Below are 20891 nucleotides of genomic sequence, written 5' to 3' on the forward strand. Positions count from 1 at the left end.
CATGCAGAACTACAAAAACATCCTGCTGGCTGCTGTCGCCGCCCTCACTTTCGGCACCAGCGCCGTGGCTGCCGACAAACTTAAACTAGGCACTGAAGGCGCCTACCCACCCTTTAACCTGATCGATGCTAGCGGCAAAGTCGGCGGCTTTGACGTTGAAATCGGCCAGGCGCTGTGCGCCAAACTGAAAGTTGAGTGCGAAGTCGTGACTTCTGACTGGGACGGCATCATCCCGGCGCTGAACGCGAAGAAATTCGACTTCCTGATCGCCTCCATGTCGATCACCGAAGAGCGCAAAGCGGCGGTGGATTTCACCGATGCTTACTACACCAACAAGCTGCAATTCGTGGCCCCGAAAGGCGGCGAATTCAAAACCGATAAAGCCAGCCTCAAAGGCAAGGTCATCGGTGCGCAGCGCGCCACCATCGCCGGCACCTGGCTGGAAGACAACCTCGATGGTGTGGTTGACGTAAAACTCTACGACACCCAGGAAAACGCCTACCTCGACCTGGCTTCCGGGCGCCTCGACGGCATCCTCGCTGACACTTTCGTGCAGTGGGAATGGCTCAAGAGCGAAACCGGTAAAGGCTTTGAGTTCAAAGGTGAACCCGTCTTCGATAACGACAAGATCGGTATCGCGGTACGCAAAGGCGACGCCCTGCGCGAGAAGCTGAACGGCGCGCTGAAAGAAATCGTTGCTGACGGCACCTATAAGAAAATCAACGACAAGTACTTCCCGTTCAGCATTTACTAAGCTGACCGTACTGCGCCGCTCCTTGGGCGGCGCAGCCTTCTGAGCTACCCATGACTTTTGACCTCTACGGATTCGGTCCAGCACTTGCTGCTGGCACCCTGATGACCATCAAGCTAGCGCTCTGCGCATTGGCTCTGGGCCTAGTGCTCGGCCTGCTCGGCGCCCTGGCCAAGACTTCGCCCTACAAGCCGCTGCAATGGCTTGGCGGCACCTACTCCACCATTGTGCGTGGCATCCCGGAGTTGCTCTGGGTGCTGCTGATTTATTTCGGCACCGTGCAGTTGCTGCGCAATGTCGCCGACTGGCTGGGCCTGGAAAGCCTGGAGCTAAACGCCTTCGCCGCCGGCACCATTGCCTTAGGCCTGTGCTTCGGCGCCTACGCCACCGAAGTGTTCCGTGGCGCCATCCTCGCCATCCCCAAGGGCCACCGTGAAGCGGGCCTGGCACTGGGCATGTCCAAGCCGCATATTTTCCTGCGCCTGATCCTGCCGCAAATGTGGCGCATCGCCCTGCCGGGCCTGGGCAACCTGTTTATGATTTTGATGAAAGACACCGCCCTGGTGTCGGTCATTGGCCTCGAAGAAATCATGCGCAACGCGCAAATCGCCGTGACCCACAGCAAGCAGGCATTCACCTTCTACGCCGTGGCCGCGATCATCTACTTGGGGCTGACCATCCTCGCCATGATCGGTATGTATTACCTAGAAAAACGCGCTAGCCGCGGCTTTGTGCGGAGCGCCCAATGAACTGGGAAGTGATCTACAAATACCTGCCAAAGCTGCTCGACGGTGCCGTGCTGACCCTCGAACTGGTGGCCATCGCGGTGATCGCCGGATTGATTCTGGCGATCCCCATGGGCATCGCCCGCTCCTCGAAATACCTGGCGGTACGCGCGCTGCCGTACAGCTACATCTTCTTCTTCCGTGGCACGCCGCTGCTGGTGCAACTGTTCTTGGTCTACTACGGCCTGTCGCAGTTTGACGCGGTTAAACAAAGCGTCCTGTGGCCCTACCTGCGTGACCCATACTGGTGCGCAGTGCTGACCATGACGCTGCATACGGCGGCGTATATCGCCGAGATTCTGCGCGGCGCGATTCAAGCCGTACCACCAGGTGAGATTGAAGCGGCCCGCGCGCTGGGCATGTCCCGCACCCAGGCGATGATCTTTATCATCCTGCCGCGCGCCGCGCGTATTGGTCTGCCGGCGTACAGCAACGAAGTGATTCTGATGCTCAAGGCCAGCGCCTTAGCCAGCACCGTGACCCTGCTGGAACTGACCGGCATGGCCCGCACGATCATTGCCCGTACCTACCTGCCGGTAGAGATCTTCTTTGCCGCCGGCATGTTCTACTTGGTGATCGCCTTTATTCTGGTGCGCGCCTTCCGCCTGCTCGAACGCTGGCTGCGGGTCGACGCCTGCCAAGGCCGTTAAGCTGTCGAGAGGGGGACTGATCCCCCTCTTAACCAGCGCCCTACTCAGTGGCCACGCCGATGCACCCTGAGCCTATCGCCCCATTAAGCAACGCCGATTTTGCCCAGCGCTTTGCCGCCTTGGAGCGCTTTTTGTTGGCTCAGCAAAAGCTCTGGCGCCCACGCCCTTTCGTGTACCACCCCAGCGTGCCATGGGAAGCGGACTATCCCCAGTTGGCCACTTGGCTACGGCAACAAAGCCTGGAACACGCCGAGGCGGCGCATAACCAAGCACAGTTGATTGACGCACCAGCGCCCTTCGCCCAACTGGCGCAGCAAGCCGCTGCGTTAAGTGCTGTCGGCGCCCTTCCCCAGCACGCCCTTGCCACCCCTGCTGGGCGTCTCGACAGTGCGGTACCGGGACGTAAATGGCAGCAAATCCAAGCCTTCGCCAGCAGCTTGAGCTTTAGTCAGACACCGCAACATTGGCTGGATTGGTGCGCCGGCAAAGGTCATTTGGGTCGCCTGTTAGCCCAACAGGGCGAACCGCTGACCTGCCTGGAATACGACCCAGAGCTAATAAGCGCCGGCCAGCAACTGAGTCGCAAGCACGGCATCCAGGCCGAGCATATCCAGCAGGATGTATTAGCCGCCGATGCCGGCCAACAGCTGCAAGGCAAACACACCCCAGTGGCACTGCATGCCTGCGGTGAACTGCATACGCGCCTGCTGCAATTAGCCAGTGCCGCAGGCTGTGGACAACTGGCCGTCGCCCCCTGCTGTTACAACCGTATCAGCAGCGCAAATTACCAAGCCTTATCCAAGGCCGGACGCGCTTCTGCGCTGCATTTAAGTCGTGAAGATTTGGCCTTGCCCTTGAGCGAAACCGTCACTGCCGGGGCCCGCGTGCGGCGCCAACGGGACACCTCAATGGCGCGCCGTTTAGCCTTCGATTTACTGCAACGGCAACTACGCGGCATCGACCAGTACCTGCCCACTCCATCGCTACCGAGCTCCTGGCTGGAAAAGCCATTTGCCCAGTACTGCCGTGATTTAGCCGCCCTCAAAGGACTCCCCGCAACACCCGCCCAAGACTGGCAAGCCCTAGAGCAGCAAGGCTGGCAGCGCTTGGCCGAAGTGCGCAATCTGGAACTGGTTCGAGGCTTGTTCCGCCGTCCGTTGGAGTTATGGCTCCAGCTCAATCTCGCCCTGTACCTGCACGAACAAGGCTACCGCGTGCGCCTCGGCACCTTTTGCGCTTACGCACAAAGCCCACGTAATTTAATGCTGCTGGCCGAGCGTTAAAATCGCCTTAATACCCCAGCGTCTAGCCGTGCAAACCCTGTGATCGGGCGCAACCCCAGCAGCTAATCAACAACTCAGTGCCAACGACCTTACTTGCCCACAACATCTGTGGATAACTCTGTGAGCAGAATCTGCGCAAAGCACGCAAAACGGCAGAATAAAAGGCCAGGAAAAACCTGATCATTTTTTGATCAAAAGATATTCACTGTAAAAACATACACTTATAGGATGCGGTGAACTGTCGCACAAAAAATAGAACGATAGAGCCAGAAAACCCTCCTGTGTGCATAAGCTTATGGCAACTTATTGAAATTGTTGCGAAGAACGCCCTTTTTAGGGCTTTACTCGACCTTTCAAATGGATATAATGGCGACCCTCAGATGCCGGTATAGCTCAGCTGGTAGAGCAACTGACTTGTAATCAGTAGGTCCCGAGTTCGATTCTTGGTGCCGGCACCATACACAGAAAGCCTCGCAGCAATGCGGGGCTTTTTTGTTTGTGGGTACAACTCGAAAAAAGGACCACTACGAGTACCACTCTGATTCAGCGCTCACTTGAATAATCCCAAAACAGGGATTTAATCTGCGCCAGCGAATGTGGGGCGATAGCGCGCAAAACCACCCACAGAATAGACACACGCCCCCTACGCTCTCAATTTAGCGTTATAGCTTTTCTGCATCTCAACATAAGCCCTACGCAGCTCAGGACTTGCCCCTGTGTGTGCCACATACGGGATTGCCCCGTAACGCGCCAACCACCTACGCGGAAACGCTGCCATTCGCTCGCCCGCCTCGATTGCCTCAATCACTAAGGCAATGCTGTGTTCCGCGTAGATCAATTCTTTTTTCATTGAATGCCTTTAGCCATGCTTTGGAGTGAGTATTTTACCGCCTCCAACACAGTGCCAAGACCATCACGCGATAGGCGCAAGCCTTTTGATTTAAGCCTGCAAACATGACACTAATCTATGCCAATGCATGGACATTAGGCAGAGGCTTGAGATTTGAAATGGCGTTAAAAAATTGCAAAGAGTGCAAGTCACTAGTCAGCAAAAAAGCTGATAAATGCCCTACCTGTGGAGCGCCGCAAGGCCCAAAGCATTACAGCCTTGGCAAACTGATCGCGCTTGTATTGTTTGGGTTTTTCATTTACTCGCTGATCAACAATGACAGCAGCACTAATCGCGCCAGCAAGACTACGCGCTCCTCAATAGATGGCGGTCAGGAAATGATGGCGTTTGTTATGTGCCAAAAACCTATTACTGATCGACTCACCTCCCCAAGTAGCGCCAAATTCCCCCATTCCGGCAAATCCGGCGTCAGCTCCACTCATGTTGGTGGCGGCGTTTACGACGTTGTTGGGTATGTGGACTCACAGAATGGTTTTGGCGCAATGCTGCGAAGCACTTGGAACTGCAAAATCAAAGAGAATGACAATAAGACATGGACGGCATTAGATGTGAACATAAGCCAATAGGCGGGTGCTAATAGCGGATTGTTTTTGATAAGGGAAGTCGCTTAGCCAAGCTAGTGGGAGATGACTGCATTAGTAGCAATGGAGGTGCGGCATGGAAGCAAAAAAAGGTAAATATGGGCTTTGGTACGTCGACGGCACCTCATATGGATTTAGCTCAGAGCAAGAAGCGTTAGCACACCTCAAGAGTGAAGCTGAGCTTAAATCTGCTGGAGAAAAGATGGCAGCTACAGCACAACTTAATCGTGCCCACTCAAGCAATGGTACTGACTGGAACAAGACCTTCCTTGGGCATCATTGGCTTGAGTGGGTTCTAGGTTGCGTTATGGCGGGTGGCTTTATGTATGTTTTCGCGTGGATCACAAGCGATACGCCTCCCGAAGTGCTGGCTGCTCAAAAAATCGAAAAAGCTGAGCGAGAGTGCAAATCCACCTATGGGCATCAGGCAATCTCTCAACGCCTTATTACTAATCAGATGAAGTCACCTAGCACAGCCAAGGTGACTAGTCAGAACTCGGTTTATATGGGCGACTGCCGAGTAATGCACAATGGCTACATTGATGCTCAAAATAGCTTTGGCGTGTACTTGCAACAGAACTACACGGCTATAACAATTTACAACAAAGACTCCGATACGTTTACGCTTGAAAGCCTTGAAATGTAAATGCTCTTACAGAAGCTAGAGCACCTAACATCGACCTAAGAGACAGAGATGCTAAGTATCGTAAGTTGCGTGAGTTACTACATCTCACGCGACCTACGAACCAATCCCTTGCGCGCGTTAGTTAACGCAAGGGGTATGGGGTTATTAACGCAACACCTTAGAGCGTTGCGAACCTACGCAGAATCACACAACAGATCGGCTAATTCAGTTAGCACTAACCGCTCTCTAGTGTTACGGCTGGGCGTTTTGAAGGTATCGACAACAAGTCGCCCCTCGCGTTTGAATGCAGTTATTGCAGCCCTTGCCCGCTCTTTGCCAGTCCTATTACGTTTAAGCTCACTTGGGTACTCTGGAAACGCTTCAAGCACATGGAGCGCTGTGCTGGGGCCTGACATAACAGCCGGAACCGTTATATCTGCCTTATGGGCGACTTTAAGCACGCGCACAATCGATACCTGATCGAATAGCGCCTGTGTAATGCCATCACTTCCTGCGCCAGCACCCGAAGGCATAGGAATGCCTTGTTTAAACTCTACGCTAACAGGCTCAGCCCTGGCCGATAAGTTCGCCTTCTCGTGTACCACACTGATAAAACCGTCTTTATCAGTCATAGCTAAACGCGAACGAGCGCTATTGTACCAAGCGGTAGAGCCTGAATAGCTATTGCCTTAAGCGCTACTCAAATCGGGGGAGACGTCGTACCTTGCCACCTCGAAAACGACTTGTACTCATGGAGGAAAAATTGAGGATTTACATAACAGGTGCATCGTGCGCGGGTGTGACCACTTTGGGTCAAAACGTCGCAGCTCTGCTCGGTCTACGACAGGTCGATGTCGATGATTATTTCTGGATGCCCACTAACCCACCTTTTACAACCAAACGACCTCCCAGTGAGCGCGTTTCATTGATCCAGCAAAAGCTCGGTGACGACGATTGGGTGTTGTCCGGCTCTTGTATGGGCTGGGGAGAAGCGCTGATTACACATGTCGATCTGATTGTGTTCGTTGTCACACCGACGCCCGTTCGCCTCGAAAGGCTGGCCGTACGGGAGAAGAGGCGCTTTGGAGATCGGATAGCACCAGGTGGTGACATGCATGAGACACATGTGGCCTTTCGAGAATGGGCTTCGCAATATGACAATCCGGACTTTTCAGGACGCAACCGGGCCTGGCACGAGGCCTGGCTATCAGAGCAGACCGCTCAGATTTTGCGGATTGACGGGATGAAGAATGCTGAAAATATGGCTGCAGATGTCGTTCATGCGCTGTCACAAGCATCGCAATAACTCGAAGAATGACGGCCGATGAATGAGTTTCATCGCGCAAAAGTGCTCTTCGACTGATCAGATCAAGGTAGTTAAGCTGGCGTCTTTTCCAGCGATAGGGACGAACGCATAACAGAGGTTTGAATAGCCCCAGGTTGCTTATGGCACCTCCTGATCGGCCGTATTACGAGCCTTGGAGGTACTACGAAACCAACAGCGATTCACAGGATAAGAACCTGAGGTTAGCGCGGGGATTTCAGTCAGGGGGAAACCAGAACGAGTCGCGTCAGCACAGAGGCGATGAGGCAGAAGGGAATTAGCGCGGGACTTGCAGCGCTTGAGGCGATAGCGCGATCGCCTCAAGACGTGCTGGCCTACTCTTTAAAACGGCGCAGGCCACAGACGCTTATTTAAGCGTCAGGGTGCCTTTCATCAGAGCCACGTGGCCTGGGAAGGTGCAGTAGAAGGTGTAGTTCTCGCCGGCTTTGAGCTTGCTGGTGTCGAATTTAACCGAGTCTTTCTCACCGGCACCGAGGATTTTGGTGTGCGCAATAACGCGAGCGTCGTCAACCTTAACGTAGTTGTTGGCAACGCCAGCGCTCATGCCTTCGTTGATCACGCCTTGCTGGTCAGCAGCGGTGCTGATTACCAGGTTATGGCCCATGATCGAGGCAGGCATAGTGCCGGTGTGTTCCAAGTTTACAGTGAACTCTTTGCACGACTTATCGACCACGATGTTGTCGGTGCTGAAGCGCATTTGGTCAGTGCTCTGTACATCGACCGAGCACTCAGCGGCCATCAGGCCGGTGCTGCTCAGAGCCAGCAGGGATACAGCTAAACATTTACGGATCATGGGTGTTCCTCTGATTCGCTAATGGCTGCCAACCTTGTGAGTCGACAGCCGATGGGTTTACTCGATCTCTTCGTAGGGCAGGCCTACGTAGTTCTCGGCAATGTTGACCAGACCGGCATGGGAGCTTAGGTAGTACTCACGGTCGGCTTGCTGCATCTTTTGATCCCAAGCGTCTTTATGACCTTCGAAGTCGTGCAGCAGATTTGTCATGAACCAGCTGAAGCGCTCACCTTTCCAGATGCGACGCAGGGCCAGCTCAGAATATTTGTCCAACAAGTCGGTCCGGCCTTCAGTGTAGACCTTGACCAATATGCGGTACAAATAGCATACGTCGGACGCGGCCAGATTCAGACCTTTAGCACCGGTTGGAGGAACGATGTGGGCAGCGTCGCCGACCAGGAACAGCTTGCCGTACTGCATCGGTTCGACCACATAGCTACGCAGCGGGGCAATACTCTTCTCCAGCGATGGGCCGGTTTGCAGGTTGTCGGCAACGGACTGCGGCAGGCGGGATTTCAGGGTGTCCCAAAACCGCTCGTCGGACCACTCTTCAACCTTGTCGGTCAACGGCACTTGCAGGTAGTAACGGCTGCGGGTCAGCGAGCGCTGACTGCACAGCACAAAGCCATCTTCGTGGTGGGCGTAGATCAGCTCTTCGCTGCACGGCGGGGTATCCGCCAGCAGGCCCAACCAGCCGAACGGATAAACGCGCTCGTAGTGAGTCAACAGCTCAGCGGGGATGCTCTGCCGGGCCACACCGTGGTAGCCATCGCAACCGGCGATATAGTCACAGTCGATGCGATGAGTCTGGCCATCTTTCTCGTAAGTCACGTAAGGCTGCTCGCCTTTCATGTCGTGCGGCTTGGCATTTTCAGCCGAGTAGATGGTGATGCCAGCGCTGGCTTCACGGGCTTCCATCAGGTCACGAGTGACTTCGGTTTGGCCGTAGACCATCACCGTCTTGCCACCCGTCAGCTGTTTCAGATCGATGCGTACGCGCTTGCCCCCGACCAGCAGCTCAACGCCATCATGGACCAGGCCTTCAGCGTCCATACGCGCCGACACACCGGCCTCACGCAGCATGTCGACGGTGCCTTGCTCCAGCACACCGGCACGAATGCGACCCAGGACATAATCAGGGGTTTGCCGCTCGATAATGACGTTATCGATACCTGCTTTATGCAGCAGTTGGCCCAGCAGAAGTCCGGATGGACCGGCACCGATAATCGCAACCTGAGTCTTCATTTTGTACTTTTCCCGCTGTGATTTTGTCGTGGCCGCAAGTGCCGTCGACTGGGGTGTTTGATTAACTAGCTGCATTTTTGCCAAAAGCATCGCCCTGTTAAGGTTAAAATCGGGCAAATAAATGTACTTTTCAAAACACCGTGCGGTTACCGGATAGTTCTCAAGCCGCATAACATGCGGTCTTGCATGAGACCCATACGACTAATGGATAAGACTCAAATGGCTGTGCCAGTTTTCAAGCTGTACGGTGAGATGCAGGGCTGGCCAACCCCTGACCTCATGCACTGCGAGACAATTTCAGCGCGCAGCAGCAAGCACCATGGCGAGATCCAACTGCACCAGCACGTTGATCTCTACCAGCTGTTCTATATCCGCAGCGGTGTCGCCCAAGTCGAAATCGAAGGCGTGCATCAGGAGATTCGCGAGCCCTCCATCCAGGTCGTGCCTCCGCTGTTTGTCCATGGCTTTCAATTCGATAAGGACGTCGACGGCTACGTGCTAACCCTCGCCGCACCTTTGGTGGCCCAGCTCGAAGCGCAGCTGGAACCCAACTTGAGTAGCGCTGCGTGCTACCCGGTGCGCGAGTGGAGCCAACACCTAGATACGCTGTTCGCGGTATTGCAGAGTGAATACGAAGGCAGTGAGACGGCACGCAACACCTTGTTGCAGGCCTTGGTCGATGCATTGGCCGTCTGGCTCGCACGCCGACGCAAACGCCACGATGCGGTGAGCGGCAGCAGCGAGCGCAGTCGCGACTATTTGGCGCACTATTTAAAGCTGATTGAATTGCACTACCGCGAGCACTGGTCGATCGATCAATACGCTTATCGCATTGGCGTTTCCAGCACCTATTTAAACAACCTGTGCCGGCAGTTCACTGAGCACAGCGCACTGCAATTAGTGCATCAACGTTTGCTGCTCGAGGCCAAGCGCAATTTGATTTATACCGCCATGTCCGTGGCGCAAATTGCCGACAATTTAGGCTTTGCCGATCCGGCTTATTTCTCGCGTTTCTTCAAACGCATGAGCGGCCAAACCGCCCAGATGTTTCGCCAACAACGCCCCACTCCCTGAGCGGCGCAGATACTTCTGCAGCGAGCAGAATTCTCTTAACAGGAACTTGCGTAAAGCTGCTTACGCACGCCTGATGCAAGCAAAAATAAATCACAAACCAATGATTTATAAGGACTTTATACTTTAAATAAAGTTGGCCTGATCTTTGTAAGCGCGCCAGAGCTATAAAAAATAAATGGGTCTACCCACTATGAGCACGCCAATGAAAAAACTGTCTCCAGCCCTGCGCCTGAAAACTCTCGCGGCCGCCACTTTGGTTGCTACTGCTGCTTTTACCACTGCGGCCCACGCCACCGAAGGCGGCACCGGCTCGTGGCCCAACGGCATTGAAATCTACGGCATGGGCATCCTGCCGCCGCCCGGTACTTACGGGCAGATTTTTACCGGCGACTACCGCGCCGACACCCTGCGCGACAATGCCGGCCACAAAGCCGCTGATATCGACCTGCGCGTAACCACCATCGTGCCGCGTTTTATCTGGGTAACCGAAGAGAAAGTTCTCGGTGGCCAACTGGGTTTCCACGCCCTGCTGCCACTGAACGACATGCGCCTGAATATCAAGAACGGCCCGCATGACCGTAAGACCGGTATCGGTGATATGCACGTCGGCGCAGTACTGGGCTACCACCCAAGCGACAAGTTCCACGTTGCCGGCGGCCTGGACATCACCGCGCCAACGGGCAGCGAGTACGACAAGAACGACATCATCAACCTAGGCAACAACTACTGGACTGCCGAAGCCGTCCTAGCGTTGACCTACATGGACCCAACCGGCTTCAACGCCGACATCCGCATGATGTACGACTACAACTTTGAGAACCGCGCGACCAACTACAAGTCCGGTCAAGAACTGCACGCGGACTACACCCTAGGCTGGGCTTTCGCCCCAGGCCTGGTGATCGGTGTCGGCGGTAATCTCTACAAGCAAATCAGCGACGACAAGTGCAGCTACTCCAACTGCGACGCAGCCGCCGCAGTGGACGCCGCCCACGGCAACCGTGGCAGCAGCTTCTCGATCGGCCCAGCCGTGCAGTACTCCAGCCCGAACGGCTGGCAGCTGAGCGCCAAGTGGCAAGACGAGTCCGGCGTGCGTAACCGTCCAGAAGGCCAGGCTTACTGGTTCAAGTTCACTACCGCGCTGTAAGGCACAACCGGCAGTTAAGCAAAAAGGCCCTGAACGCGCGAACACTCAGGGCCTTTGGGTTAAGCCGGGGCACTACTTAGGCTTGATCCGATAGCTGACTTGGGCGCGACTCATACCCAGCATCTGCGCGGCAGCCGTGATGTTGCCGTCGGTCTTTTCCAGCGCCAAACGCACCAGCATCAACTCCACCTCCTCCAGTGAAGTGCCCAGCTCTCGGGTCTGCCCGCTGACGAAAGCACGTAGGCTGTCCAAGGCATTTTCGGCCGCGCACAAATCAGGCTCCGCAGCAGTTGACGCGGGCTGCTCAGCAGCGTGGGCGACACCGTGCAAGCGCCCATCCAAGGTCAAGCCAGCTGGCAACGGGAAACTGTCCTGATTACCCAAGGTGATGTGCTTGAGATCCATCGCCTCACCATCGGGGCAGGTGATCACCCCACGCTCGATAAGGTTCTGCAGCTCCCGGATGTTGCCGGGGAATAAATGGGTCAGCAGCACGTTGCGCAGACGCGTGGTAAAGCCCGGAATATTGCGCTCATAACGACGGGTAAAACGCTGCAGAAAATGATTCATCAACGGCTGGATATCTTCGCGCCGTTCCCGCAGCGGTGGCAGGTGAATCGGGTAGACGTTGAGGCGGTAGTAAAGGTCTTCACGAAAGCGCCCGGCCGCCACCTCTGCGCGCAGATTCGCATGGGTGGCCGCGATCACCCGCACATCGACTTTAATCGCCGCGTTGCCACCGACGCGCTCAATCTCCCCCTCCTGCAAAGCGCGGAGAATTTTGCTCTGCGCACTGGCGCTTAAGGTGCCGATTTCATCCAGGAACAAGGTGCCGCCATCAGCCCGTTCAAAGCGCCCCGGACGGGAACGCTCAGCCCCGGTAAAGGCACCGCGCTCAACCCCAAACAATTCGGCCTCAACCAAATTCTCCGGCAGGTTGGCGCAGTTCAGTGCCACCCAGGGCCGCTCACTGCGCCGGCTGCGCTGGTGCAAGGTACGGGCGAAGAACTCTTTACCCACCCCCGACTCACCGGTGAGCAACACCGTGGCCTGGGTCGGCGCAACTTTCTCCAGCAACTGCCGCGCCGCGATAAAACCTGAGGAGCCACCGACCATTTCATCGCTCAGCGCGGTTTTGATCGAGGGCGCCAAGGCTTCATCTTCAGGGCTGCGCTGCGGGTGATTACTCTGCCCGAAAAAAGCCTCGGCATTGAGCCTGATCAACTCAGGGTCAACATCGGCCCATTGATTAGCGGGCTTGCCCACAATGCGGCAGGCCGAGTGGCCACAACCACTGCATTCGATCTCGCGAAAAACGATCAGCCGCCCCAACAGGGAAGAGGCATAGCCACTGGCATAACCGATCGCCATCCAGCACACGGCATCATCACTTAAACCGTAAGTTGCCAGATGCTCATCGGCCTCAAGAGAGTTGTTCCAGAGCAGTTCCGAGTAGAAGTGACCGATCCCATTGTCTATCTCGAAACGAATCGCTTCGACGTTCATCATGCCTTCAAGCATGTGCAGACGCGGACCGGCACTGAACAGTGCATCGTGATCGCCGTCAGGCCAATGCTTGGCCACTTGCTCCGCATCACGGGCACCGGATTGCCACCCCAGGCGGGTAAGCAAACTGCGCGCGCCCTCCAGCCCTAGCGAGCTAATCAATTCGGCACGCATCGCCCCGAACACCGAGCTTTGCAGCAGCATCATGCGCTGGCCACAGAGCCAGATAAAACCGTCCTGGGGGGCGAAAGCGACGGTGTCTGCCAAGTCCTCGGCGTTAGGCAGACCATCCGCTCGAAACTCACTGGTGCGGTTAACCAGCAGGCGTTTTTTGCGCGTTAAGAGGCTACTGAGCAGGTCCTCTTCAATCGACGGAGCAGACATTTTGCTGCGTGGCATGACGAATACGCTTCTATATGTTTCAACGGCCGCAATGGTTAGCCACGCCGGGCTCCGGGGTCAATGAATGTCAGTCAAATGGTCAGGATTTCGTCCGATTATCGGACGCAAGACTCGATATTTTCGTCGTGTTTTCTGCTCGCTGCAAAAAATCATCACTAATTTTCCACAGGCAAATGCTCGCTTACTCCGCGGCGAATTTCCGCACTCCCCTGCAAAAGCCCAGCCCACCTGCCCTGCGGCAATATCACTCATGCCTGCGACAAATGGGCACGCTTCTTGATAACGCTCAGGTTGTGAAGAACCCCTGTTGCTTAAGCATCGCCCTCATCGTGACCGGCCCGTTTGCGCAAGCCTTGAACGATCGCACTGCCACAGCCAGACAAGCGATTGGGGTTTTACCCGGCAATCGCCCGCTTAGTGTCTACGTTGAAACCTGAAGAACCCAAGGTACTAATCCCATGTCCCCACGCCCTACTGCTTACGCCAATCTTGAGCTGCAACCTATTGCAGGTCAGTGGCGCGCCGGCTCGTCCTCGCGCGCCCTTGACGTACTCAACCCTTACAACGACGAGAAGTTGTTGAGCATCCCGCTGGCCACCCGCGAAGACCTCAACGAGGCCTATCTGGCGGCGCAAAAAGCCCAGCAAGAGTGGGCGCAAACAGGTCCGGCGCAACGCGCTGCGATCATGGTTAAGGCCGTTGAAATCTTCGACCAGCGCCACGACGAAATCGTCGAGTGGATCATCCAAGAGGCCGGTGGTACCCGCATCAAGGCTGAGATCGAATGGGGCGCTGCGCGCGCTATCACTCTGGAATCCGCCAGCCTGGCGAGCCGCGTCCACGGCCGCATCATGCTGTCCAACGTGCCGGGTAAAGAAAACCGCGTTTACCGCGAAGCGCTGGGCGTTATCGGTGTCATCAGCCCATGGAATTTCCCGCTGCACCTGACGGCCCGTTCCGCTTCCCCGGCTCTGGCTCTGGGTAACGCCGTGGTGATCAAACCCGCCAGCGACACCCCAGTAACTGGCGGTCTGCTGCTGGCGCGGATCTTCGAGGAAGCGGGCCTGCCAGCAGGCGTTCTCAGCGTAGTGGTGGGCTCCGGCGCGGAAATCGGTGATGCCTTCGTTGAGCACCCGGTGCCTGGCTTTATCTCCTTCACCGGCTCGACCCAAGTGGGGCGCAACATCGGGCGCATTGCCAGCGGTGGCGAGCACCTCAAACACGTCGCCCTGGAACTGGGTGGCAACAGCCCCTTCGTCGTTCTGGCTGACGCCGATCTGGACCGCGCCGTGCACGCTGCCGCTGTGGGCAAGTTCCTGCACCAAGGGCAGATCTGCATGGCGATCAACCGCATCATCGTGGAACAGCCCCTGTACGCAGAATTCTGTGAGCGCTATGCCGCCCGCGTTAAAGAGCTGCAATACGGCGACCCAAGCGATCCGAAAACCGTTGTCGGTCCCGTCATCAACGCCAAGCAACTGGCAGGGCTGAAAGACAAAGTCGCGACGGCTATCGCTGAAGGCGCCAAGGTGCTGGTGGCCAACGCACCGCAAGGCAACGTCATGCCTCCACATGTCTTCGCTGACGTGACTGCAGACATGGAAATTGCCCGCGAAGAAATCTTCGGCCCGCTGGTTGGCATTCAATGCGCCCGCGACGAAGCACACGCGCTTGAACTGGCCAACATGAGCGAATACGGCCTGTCCAGCGCAGTGTTCACCGAGAACCTGGAGCGCGGCGTGCAGTTCGCCCGACGTATCCACGCCGGCATGACTCACATCAACGACATCCCCGTCAACGATGAGCCGAACACGCCGTTTGGCGGTGAGAAGAACTCGGGGCTGGGGCGCTTTAACGGCGACTGGGCTATCGAAGAATTCACCACTGATCATTGGATCTCGGTGCAGCACAAGCCGCGTCAATACCCTTTCTAACCGTGATGTAAAAGAGAATAAGGAGCACCCAATGTTCCAACTGAAAAACCGCTCGGCGCGTGGCCAAGCCATCGCCGCCGGCCTTGCCCTGCCGTTAATTCTGCTCAGTGCTGCTGCGTTCGCCGAAGGCGATGGCAAATGGCGCGGTGGCGAGAACGTTTACGAAAAAGTCTGTGGTCGTTGCCACGAAATCGGTGTTGGCCCGGTGATCAAAGGCCGGCAATTGCCGGTTGAGTACACCCAGGCCATCGTCCGCAATGGTTTGCGCGCAATGCCGGCTTGGACCGAAGCCTACATCGACAATAAGTCGTTGCAAGAAGTCGCCGAGTACGTCCAGAAGTCCCCCGCTCCGGCGGCCCCGGCTAAGCCTTGAGGAGTGACGCCATGAACGTCGCACGTCGTTCCCTGCTTAAAGGCGCCGCGGTCGGTGGCTTGTCCGCCGCTGCGCTGAGTGCCTCGGGCCTTGGCATGGCTTCGAGCCTGCTGCGTGAGCCCGCTCGCCCGGCGCTGGCCCTGGTCAGCGGCAGCGCCGCTGAAGCTGCGTTTCTTCTGGGCGCACGCGCCAGCGCAGCGAGCATCAAGGTACAGCGCACTGACCTTGGCCTGCCGTACATGCAGCAACTGGCTGCCCAACTGGCCAGCCCGCAGCCGCAACGCATCATCGGCCTGGTCGATGACGCCAGCGCCACGCTGATCCTCGACCTGGCACGCAGCGCCGGTGCGCGTGTGCAGTTCGTTGGCCACCACGCGGCGAGCGCTGATGGCTCGCGCCATGAGCTGCTCAGCGCGACGGGCAGCGAAGCCTGTGCCCTGCGCTTCGGTCACCAGCTGCAAAGCTGTGGCGCGGGCTTCAGCCTGCGTGAGCAAGGTCAGGCCAAACAAGGCCTGAGCCTGGATCTGGCCGTCAGCGCCACAAACGCTGACGCCGCTGACCAGTGGCTTGCCACTCTGGGGCACACCTTGGCCTGCGCAGGCCGTGCGGACGCTCCAGCAGCGCCACGCATTAGCAATCTACAAACGCCGCTACGCGGCCATTTCGTTTCGTTCTCGATCGAGTCCGGAAGGAGCCTTAACGTATGACCGAACAAAACACCCCACTACTGCCTAAGGGCGTAGATGCTGCCAACTTCGAGCAGGCAATGGCCAAGTTCCGCAAGCTGGTCGGTGACGAAAACGTACTGGTGAAGAGCGAGCAGCTCGTGCCGTACACCAAGATCATGATGTCCACCGACAGCGAGAACCACACACCTTCGGCGGCGATCACCGCCCTGACCGTGGAACACGTGCAAGGCGTGGTGAAGATCTGTAACGAGCACAAAATCCCGGTCTGGACTTTCTCCACCGGGCGTAACTTCGGTTACGGCTCGGCGGCCCCAGGCCAGCGCGGCCAGGTCATGCTCGACCTGAAGAAAATGAACAAGATCATCCACATCGACCCAGAGCTGTGCACCGCTCTGGTTGAGCCGGGGGTGACTTACGGGCAGCTGTACGACTACATCAACGAAAACAACCTGCCGCTGATGCTGTCCTTCTCCGCGCCGTCGGCTATCGCCGGCCCGGTTGGCAACACCATGGACCGCGGTGTGGGCTACACCCCATACGGCGAACACTTCCTGATGCAGTGCGGTATGGAAGTGGTTCTGGCTAACGGCGACGTTTACCGTACCGGTATGGGCGGCGTTGAAGGCTCCAACTCCTGGCAGGTGTTCAAGTGGGGTTACGGCCCGACGCTGGACGGCATGTTCACCCAGGCTAACTACGGTATCTGCACCAAGATGGGCTTCTGGCTGATGCCCAAGCCACCGGTGATGATGCCGCTGGAAATGAAGTTCCCGAAAGAGACCGATATCAACGAAATCGTTGAGTTCATCCGTCCTCTGCGTATCGCCAACATCATCCCGAACTCCGTGGTGATCGCCGGCACTATCTGGGAAGCTGCTGCCGCCGGCGTACGTCGTTCCGACTACATCAGCGAGCCTGGGGTGACGCCAGACGCCGTGATCGAGCAGATCCGCAAAGACAAAGACATGGGCGCGTGGAACGTTTACGCCTGCCTGTACGGCACCCAAGAACAGGTCGACGTGAACTTCAAGATCGTTCAAGGCGCGCTGGCCAAACTGGGCAAGGGCAAAATGTACACCGAGAAAGAATCCCTCGGTAAGCAGCCGTTCACCTACCGCTCCGAGATGATGAAAGGCATTCCGAACCTGCAGGAATTCGGTCTGTACAACTGGCGCGGCGGCGGTGGCTCGATGTGGTTCGCCCCAGTGAGCCAGGCGCGCGGTAGCGAGTGCGACAAGCAATACGGCCTGGCCAAGAAGATCCTCAACAAGCACGGTCTGGACTACGTCGGCGAGTTCATCGTCGGCTGGCGCGACATGCACCACGTGATCGACGTGCTGTATGACCGCACCAATCCAGAAGAAATGCAGCGGGCTGATGCCTGCTTCAACGAGCTGTTGGATGAGTTCGAGAAACTGGGTTACGCGGTATACCGCGTTAACACCCACTTCCAAGAGCGTGTAGCGCAAAGCTACGGCAAGGTTAAGCGCAAACTTGAGCACACCCTCAAGCAGGCACTGGACCCGAACAACATCTTGGCTCCGGGCAAATCCGGCATCGACCTGAACAACAAGTTCTAAGTCGTGCCAAGGCCTCGCCGACCGAGTCGGCGGGGCCTTTTTATGTGCGTGAATTCAATGCGTACCGCCAGCGCGCTATCCGCGTGCGGCTGATCTATTCCACAGACCTAAGTCTACCGAGCGTTACCGCCGCCATTTACCCACTGCGGCCAGGTCCACGCCTTACCCAGGCGTGGCCTCCATAACCTGCCGCAGAGCAGGTGCATAAACCTCACGCTGGCTTACCAGCGGCCACCACATCACTTACCACTCGAATAAGATGGATCCGCTAGATGCTTGTTAAAAACTCCCTGCGCAGCAAGATTGTCGCGTTGTTTGGCGCCAGCCTGTTGCTGCTGCTGATCGCTGCACTGTCGATTTTCTGTCTGCTATCGAACTACAACCAAGGCTACAAAACCCTGGCCGAGCAATCCGTGGTTGCCTCCGAACTCATCACCCAAGCTAACCTCGCCTACAAGCTGCAAGCCTGGGAACTCAGCACCGCGCCTGAACGGCAAGATGGCCCCGCCAGCCGCGCACGCGTTACCGAGCAACAACAGCGGGTATTGCGCAACCTGCAGCAACTGGCCGCCCTGCCCCTCGACGCCAGCGCCCGGGAGCAGATTCAGCGCCTGCAGCAAGAGCAGCAAAGCCTGGCCGCCCAGTATCAACAAGGCGTGCCCGGCAGCAGCGCGCAAGAATTGGCCGCGCACGCCGACCAGCAATTGACCAACCTGCTCAGCCTGATCGATCAGAGCACCGAGCAACGCCTGCAGCAGCTCGATGATCAAGCCAAACGCACCTGGCTGATCGGCAGCCTCAGCATACTGGCGATTGCACTGCTGACGGCGCTGGCGGGCCTGTACTGGCTGAGCAAAAACCTCATCACCCCGCTGACCCGCTTAAGCGCCTGCATGGTGCAACTGAGCAAGGGTAACTTCTCCGAGCAAGTCCATCACCTGAGCACCGACGAGTTGGGACGCCTGACTTGGGCTACCAATAACCTGCGCGATTTTCTCTCCGACACCTTTGCCAACCTGACCACCAACAGCAACCGTCTGGATCAAGCCAGTGATGAGCTCAACGCCATCGCCGCGCAGATCAGCCAAGGCATTCAGAACCAAGGCCTGCGCACCGATCAGGTGGCCACCGCCATGGAAGAGATGAGCGCCGCCGCCCAGGAGGTGGCTCGCCATACCGTGGCCGCCGCCCGCGCCGCCGACGATGCCGAGCAAGCCACGCAGCAAGGCGAGCAAGCCATGATCGGCATGGTCAACAGCATCAGCAGCATTCGCGACGAAATCGGCCGCACCGCAGAAGTGATCCTGCAACTCGAAGACGACAGTGCGCGCATCGGCAAAGTGCTGGCGGTGATTCACAGCATCGCCGAACAGACCAACCTGCTCGCCCTCAACGCCGCCATCGAGGCCGCGCGCGCGGGGGAAAGCGGTCGCGGCTTTGCCGTGGTGGCCGATGAGGTACGTAATCTCGCGCAGCGCACAGCGGAGTCCACCGCCGAGATCAACACCATCATCAACGCCGTGCAGCGCGGTGCGGAAAGTGCGGTGAAGGCCATTGAAAGCGGCAAGAGCAGCAGCCTCAAAGGTGTCGAGCAGGTCGATCTGGCCTGTTCGATTTTGGCTGGCGTGACTAACTCCGTGCTGACCATCCGCGATATGAGCACGCAGATCGCCACCGCTGCCGAAGAGCAAACCCTGGTGGCCGAAGACATCTCGCGCAACCTCACCGACCTGGTGATGATCGCCACCGACAACCAGCACAACGTGCAGCGCACCGAACAAGCCAGCCAAAACCTGCGCAGCGTCTCGCAGAACCTCAGCAAGGTGACTGAGCTGCAACACCGCAGCTAAACCCAGCAGGCTTACAGGCAAAAAAAACCAGAGCCAGGCTCTGGTTTTTTTATCCTCGCGAAACGCGCCGGGGGCTTATTCAGCCTGCGGGTTGAGCGACTCCACACCGACTTCATCCCACACCGATTCGGCCAGGTGGAAGGTCGCGTTGGCTGCCGGGATGCCACAGTAGATGGCGCTCTGCATCAGCACTTCTTTGATCTCGTCACGGGTCACGCCGTTGTGCTTGGCGGCGCGCAGGTGCAGCTTGAGTTCGGCCTCGCGGTTCATGCCGATCAGCATGGCGATAGTGATCAGGCTGCGGGTGTGGCGCGGCAGGCCCGGACGGGTCCAAATATCACCCCAGGCGTGGCGGGTGATCATTTCCTGGAACTCCTCGTTGAACGGCGTGAGGTGCTTCAGGCTGTTGTCTACGTGGGCATCACCCAGCACGGCACGGCGCACTTGCATGCCGGCGTCGTAGCGTTGTTTCTCGTCCATCTTGTACACCTTTGTCGCAATTTGAATGCAGCGCCAGCAGGCGCCGCACAGAGAGTTTTACACGGGGCTGAGCAAGGCGCTGCTCAGCACGCGTTCAGGCCTTGAGGAAATGTTCCAGAGCCTGGGTGAACGCCGCGCCAGCCTCGACGTTGGACAGGTGCGCGGCGTGGAAGTCGAGCTGCTGCGCGCCAGCGATGCGCTGCTGCATAAAGCGCCCGTCTTCGGGGGTGGTCACGGCATCGCCGGTGCCGCAGATGATCAAGGTTTTCGCTTGGATCTGGCCCAGTTGCTCACGGAAGTCCGCATCGCGCACAGCGGCGCAGTTAGCCGCGTAACCGGCCGGGTTAGTGCTGGCCAGCATCGACACGATACGCTCGGCTACCACCGGGTTCGCGGCGGAAAATTGCGGGGTAAACCAACGGGCGATGGAGCCGTCACGCAGCTCGGCCATGGCTTGCGCGCCACCGGCGGTGACGGTGGCGATGCGCGCATTCCAGCCCTCGGCATTGCCGATCTTGGCAGCGGTGTTGCACAGCACGATATGGCTGAAGCGCTCAGGAGCGTTGATGCCCAGCCACTGGCCGATCAAGCCGCCCATGGACAGGCCGCAATACGCCGCGCGTTCGACCTTAAGTGCATCCAACAGGGCCAGCACATCGCGCCCCAGTTGTTCGATGCGGTAAGGACCGTCAGTGACGCTGGAGCCGCCATGCCCCCGGGTGTCGTAACGCACCACGCGAAAGGATTGGCTCAGCTGCGGGATTTGCTCATCCCACATGCCCAGGGTCGTGCCCAACGAGTTGGACAGCACCAAGACAGGGGCAGCGGCCGGGCCGTCGATTTGATAGTTCAACACGCCATCAGCCAGTTGCAGAGTTGCCACAACGATTC

General features: G+C 57.5%; 20 protein-coding genes and 1 tRNA gene. 15 read left to right on the forward strand and 6 right to left on the reverse strand.

Going from position 1 to position 20891, the window contains the following annotated elements; all coding sequences use genetic code 11:
- Window position 1 precedes the first annotated feature (1 nt).
- From NTD81_RS12480 to NTD81_RS12510, 7 genes are all read left to right on the forward strand, one after another.
- Window positions 2-754 carry an ABC transporter substrate-binding protein gene (locus NTD81_RS12480; RefSeq protein ID WP_262182778.1) on the forward strand — a complete coding sequence of 251 codons (753 nt, stop codon included), beginning with the start codon at window positions 2-4 and terminating at the stop codon, window positions 752-754.
- A 50-nt stretch (window positions 755-804) separates the two neighbouring features.
- Window positions 805-1500 (forward strand): ABC transporter permease, encoded by a 696-nt coding sequence (locus tag NTD81_RS12485; protein WP_262182780.1) that lies wholly within the window; start codon window positions 805-807, stop codon window positions 1498-1500.
- Window positions 1497-2186 carry an ABC transporter permease gene (locus NTD81_RS12490; protein WP_262182781.1) on the forward strand — a complete coding sequence of 230 codons (690 nt, stop codon included), beginning with the start codon at window positions 1497-1499 and terminating at the stop codon, window positions 2184-2186. Before NTD81_RS12485 ends, NTD81_RS12490 begins: the two co-directional genes overlap by 4 nt.
- Window positions 2187-2245: 59 nt before the next feature.
- A complete protein-coding gene (locus tag NTD81_RS12495) occupies window positions 2246-3469 on the forward strand; it encodes an SAM-dependent methyltransferase (RefSeq protein ID WP_262182783.1) in 1224 nt (407 codons plus the stop codon).
- A gap of 382 nt (window positions 3470-3851) precedes the next feature.
- Window positions 3852-3927, forward strand: a tRNA-Thr gene (locus tag NTD81_RS12500).
- 496 nt (window positions 3928-4423) lie between these two features.
- Window positions 4424-4945, forward strand: a complete 522-nt coding sequence (locus NTD81_RS12505; RefSeq protein WP_262182784.1) for a hypothetical protein — start codon at window positions 4424-4426, stop codon at window positions 4943-4945.
- Window positions 4946-5036: 91 nt separating this feature from the next.
- Window positions 5037-5606 carry a hypothetical protein gene (locus NTD81_RS12510; protein WP_262182785.1) on the forward strand — a complete coding sequence of 190 codons (570 nt, stop codon included), beginning with the start codon at window positions 5037-5039 and terminating at the stop codon, window positions 5604-5606.
- 173 nt (window positions 5607-5779) lie between these two features.
- On the opposite strand, the gene NTD81_RS12515 is transcribed toward NTD81_RS12510, so the two are convergent.
- A complete protein-coding gene (locus NTD81_RS12515) occupies window positions 5780-6217 on the reverse strand; it encodes a hypothetical protein (RefSeq protein WP_262182786.1) in 438 nt (145 codons plus the stop codon).
- A gap of 131 nt (window positions 6218-6348) precedes the next feature.
- Here NTD81_RS12515 and NTD81_RS12520 point away from each other — a divergent pair, with 131 nt between their 5' ends.
- The gene (locus tag NTD81_RS12520; RefSeq protein ID WP_262182979.1) at window positions 6349-6891 is read left to right on the forward strand and encodes an adenylate kinase; all 543 of its coding nucleotides are present in this window, start codon (window positions 6349-6351) and stop codon (window positions 6889-6891) included.
- Window positions 6892-7276: 385 nt separating this feature from the next.
- Here NTD81_RS12520 and azu read toward each other — a convergent pair whose 3' ends face one another.
- Both azu and pobA read right to left on the reverse strand, forming a co-directional pair.
- Window positions 7277-7723, reverse strand: coding sequence for an azurin (gene azu / locus NTD81_RS12525; RefSeq protein WP_262182787.1), 447 nt, complete (start codon window positions 7721-7723; stop codon window positions 7277-7279).
- 57 nt (window positions 7724-7780) lie between these two features.
- Window positions 7781-8968 (reverse strand): 4-hydroxybenzoate 3-monooxygenase, encoded by a 1188-nt coding sequence (gene pobA / locus NTD81_RS12530; protein ID WP_262182788.1) that lies wholly within the window; start codon window positions 8966-8968, stop codon window positions 7781-7783.
- A 204-nt stretch (window positions 8969-9172) separates the two neighbouring features.
- Between pobA and NTD81_RS12535 the strand changes: the two genes are divergently transcribed.
- Together NTD81_RS12535 and NTD81_RS12540 are read left to right on the forward strand one after the other, a co-directional pair.
- Window positions 9173-10042, forward strand: coding sequence for a helix-turn-helix domain-containing protein (locus NTD81_RS12535; RefSeq protein WP_262182790.1), 870 nt, complete (start codon window positions 9173-9175; stop codon window positions 10040-10042).
- A 202-nt stretch (window positions 10043-10244) separates the two neighbouring features.
- A complete protein-coding gene (locus NTD81_RS12540; protein WP_262182792.1) occupies window positions 10245-11186 on the forward strand; it encodes a transporter in 942 nt (313 codons plus the stop codon).
- A gap of 72 nt (window positions 11187-11258) precedes the next feature.
- On the opposite strand, the gene NTD81_RS12545 is transcribed toward NTD81_RS12540, so the two are convergent.
- Window positions 11259-13091, reverse strand: a complete 1833-nt coding sequence (locus NTD81_RS12545) for a sigma-54-dependent Fis family transcriptional regulator (protein WP_262182794.1) — start codon at window positions 13089-13091, stop codon at window positions 11259-11261.
- Window positions 13092-13552: 461 nt separating this feature from the next.
- Between NTD81_RS12545 and pchA the strand changes: the two genes are divergently transcribed.
- The 5 genes from pchA (at window position 13553) to NTD81_RS12570 (ending at window position 19520) form a co-directional block, all read left to right on the forward strand.
- Window positions 13553-15028 (forward strand): 4-hydroxybenzaldehyde dehydrogenase, encoded by a 1476-nt coding sequence (gene pchA, locus NTD81_RS12550; protein ID WP_262182796.1) that lies wholly within the window; start codon window positions 13553-13555, stop codon window positions 15026-15028.
- A gap of 31 nt (window positions 15029-15059) precedes the next feature.
- The gene (locus NTD81_RS12555) at window positions 15060-15401 is read left to right on the forward strand and encodes a c-type cytochrome (protein WP_262182799.1); all 342 of its coding nucleotides are present in this window, start codon (window positions 15060-15062) and stop codon (window positions 15399-15401) included.
- 11 nt (window positions 15402-15412) lie between these two features.
- Entirely contained in the window at window positions 15413-16108 is a 696-nt protein-coding gene (locus NTD81_RS12560) for a hypothetical protein (protein ID WP_262182801.1), read from the forward strand.
- Window positions 16105-17670, forward strand: coding sequence for an FAD-binding oxidoreductase (locus NTD81_RS12565; RefSeq protein WP_262182803.1), 1566 nt, complete (start codon window positions 16105-16107; stop codon window positions 17668-17670). The genes NTD81_RS12560 and NTD81_RS12565 overlap by 4 nt, the downstream gene beginning before the upstream one ends.
- 272 nt (window positions 17671-17942) lie before the next feature.
- The gene (locus NTD81_RS12570) at window positions 17943-19520 is read left to right on the forward strand and encodes a methyl-accepting chemotaxis protein (RefSeq protein ID WP_262182806.1); all 1578 of its coding nucleotides are present in this window, start codon (window positions 17943-17945) and stop codon (window positions 19518-19520) included.
- Window positions 19521-19595: 75 nt separating this feature from the next.
- Here NTD81_RS12570 and pcaC read toward each other — a convergent pair whose 3' ends face one another.
- Both pcaC and pcaD read right to left on the reverse strand, forming a co-directional pair.
- Window positions 19596-20000 carry a 4-carboxymuconolactone decarboxylase gene (pcaC, locus tag NTD81_RS12575; protein ID WP_262182807.1) on the reverse strand — a complete coding sequence of 135 codons (405 nt, stop codon included), beginning with the start codon at window positions 19998-20000 and terminating at the stop codon, window positions 19596-19598.
- 94 nt (window positions 20001-20094) lie between these two features.
- Window positions 20095-20883 (reverse strand): 3-oxoadipate enol-lactonase, encoded by a 789-nt coding sequence (pcaD, locus tag NTD81_RS12580; protein ID WP_262182808.1) that lies wholly within the window; start codon window positions 20881-20883, stop codon window positions 20095-20097.
- Window positions 20884-20891: the final 8 nt, after the last annotated feature.

The organism is Pseudomonas sp. 5P_3.1_Bac2 (genome assembly GCF_025465995.1).
Lineage (GTDB): Bacteria > Pseudomonadota > Gammaproteobacteria > Pseudomonadales > Pseudomonadaceae > Aquipseudomonas.

Excerpts from the sequence above, each read along its gene's own strand:
- NTD81_RS12560 (WP_262182801.1), top strand. The coding sequence starts at position 15,413 with ATGAACGTCGCACGTCGTTCCCTGCTTAAAGGCGCCGCGGTCGGTGGC.
- pcaC (WP_262182807.1), bottom strand. The coding sequence starts at position 20,000 with ATGGACGAGAAACAACGCTACGACGCCGGCATGCAAGTGCGCCGTGCC.
- NTD81_RS12540 (WP_262182792.1), top strand. The coding sequence starts at position 10,245 with ATGAAAAAACTGTCTCCAGCCCTGCGCCTGAAAACTCTCGCGGCCGCC.
- pobA (WP_262182788.1), bottom strand. The coding sequence starts at position 8,968 with ATGAAGACTCAGGTTGCGATTATCGGTGCCGGTCCATCCGGACTTCTG.
- NTD81_RS12505 (WP_262182784.1), top strand. The coding sequence starts at position 4,424 with ATGACACTAATCTATGCCAATGCATGGACATTAGGCAGAGGCTTGAGA.
- NTD81_RS12490 (WP_262182781.1), top strand. The coding sequence starts at position 1,497 with ATGAACTGGGAAGTGATCTACAAATACCTGCCAAAGCTGCTCGACGGT.
- NTD81_RS12555 (WP_262182799.1), top strand. The coding sequence starts at position 15,060 with ATGTTCCAACTGAAAAACCGCTCGGCGCGTGGCCAAGCCATCGCCGCC.
- NTD81_RS12495 (WP_262182783.1), top strand. The coding sequence starts at position 2,246 with ATGCACCCTGAGCCTATCGCCCCATTAAGCAACGCCGATTTTGCCCAG.
- NTD81_RS12515 (WP_262182786.1), bottom strand. The coding sequence starts at position 6,217 with ATGACTGATAAAGACGGTTTTATCAGTGTGGTACACGAGAAGGCGAAC.
- pchA (WP_262182796.1), top strand. The coding sequence starts at position 13,553 with ATGTCCCCACGCCCTACTGCTTACGCCAATCTTGAGCTGCAACCTATT.
- NTD81_RS12545 (WP_262182794.1), bottom strand. The coding sequence starts at position 13,091 with ATGCCACGCAGCAAAATGTCTGCTCCGTCGATTGAAGAGGACCTGCTC.
- NTD81_RS12480 (WP_262182778.1), top strand. The coding sequence starts at position 2 with ATGCAGAACTACAAAAACATCCTGCTGGCTGCTGTCGCCGCCCTCACT.
- NTD81_RS12570 (WP_262182806.1), top strand. The coding sequence starts at position 17,943 with ATGCTTGTTAAAAACTCCCTGCGCAGCAAGATTGTCGCGTTGTTTGGC.
- NTD81_RS12485 (WP_262182780.1), top strand. The coding sequence starts at position 805 with ATGACTTTTGACCTCTACGGATTCGGTCCAGCACTTGCTGCTGGCACC.
- NTD81_RS12510 (WP_262182785.1), top strand. The coding sequence starts at position 5,037 with ATGGAAGCAAAAAAAGGTAAATATGGGCTTTGGTACGTCGACGGCACC.
- NTD81_RS12535 (WP_262182790.1), top strand. The coding sequence starts at position 9,173 with ATGGATAAGACTCAAATGGCTGTGCCAGTTTTCAAGCTGTACGGTGAG.
- azu (WP_262182787.1), bottom strand. The coding sequence starts at position 7,723 with ATGATCCGTAAATGTTTAGCTGTATCCCTGCTGGCTCTGAGCAGCACC.
- NTD81_RS12565 (WP_262182803.1), top strand. The coding sequence starts at position 16,105 with ATGACCGAACAAAACACCCCACTACTGCCTAAGGGCGTAGATGCTGCC.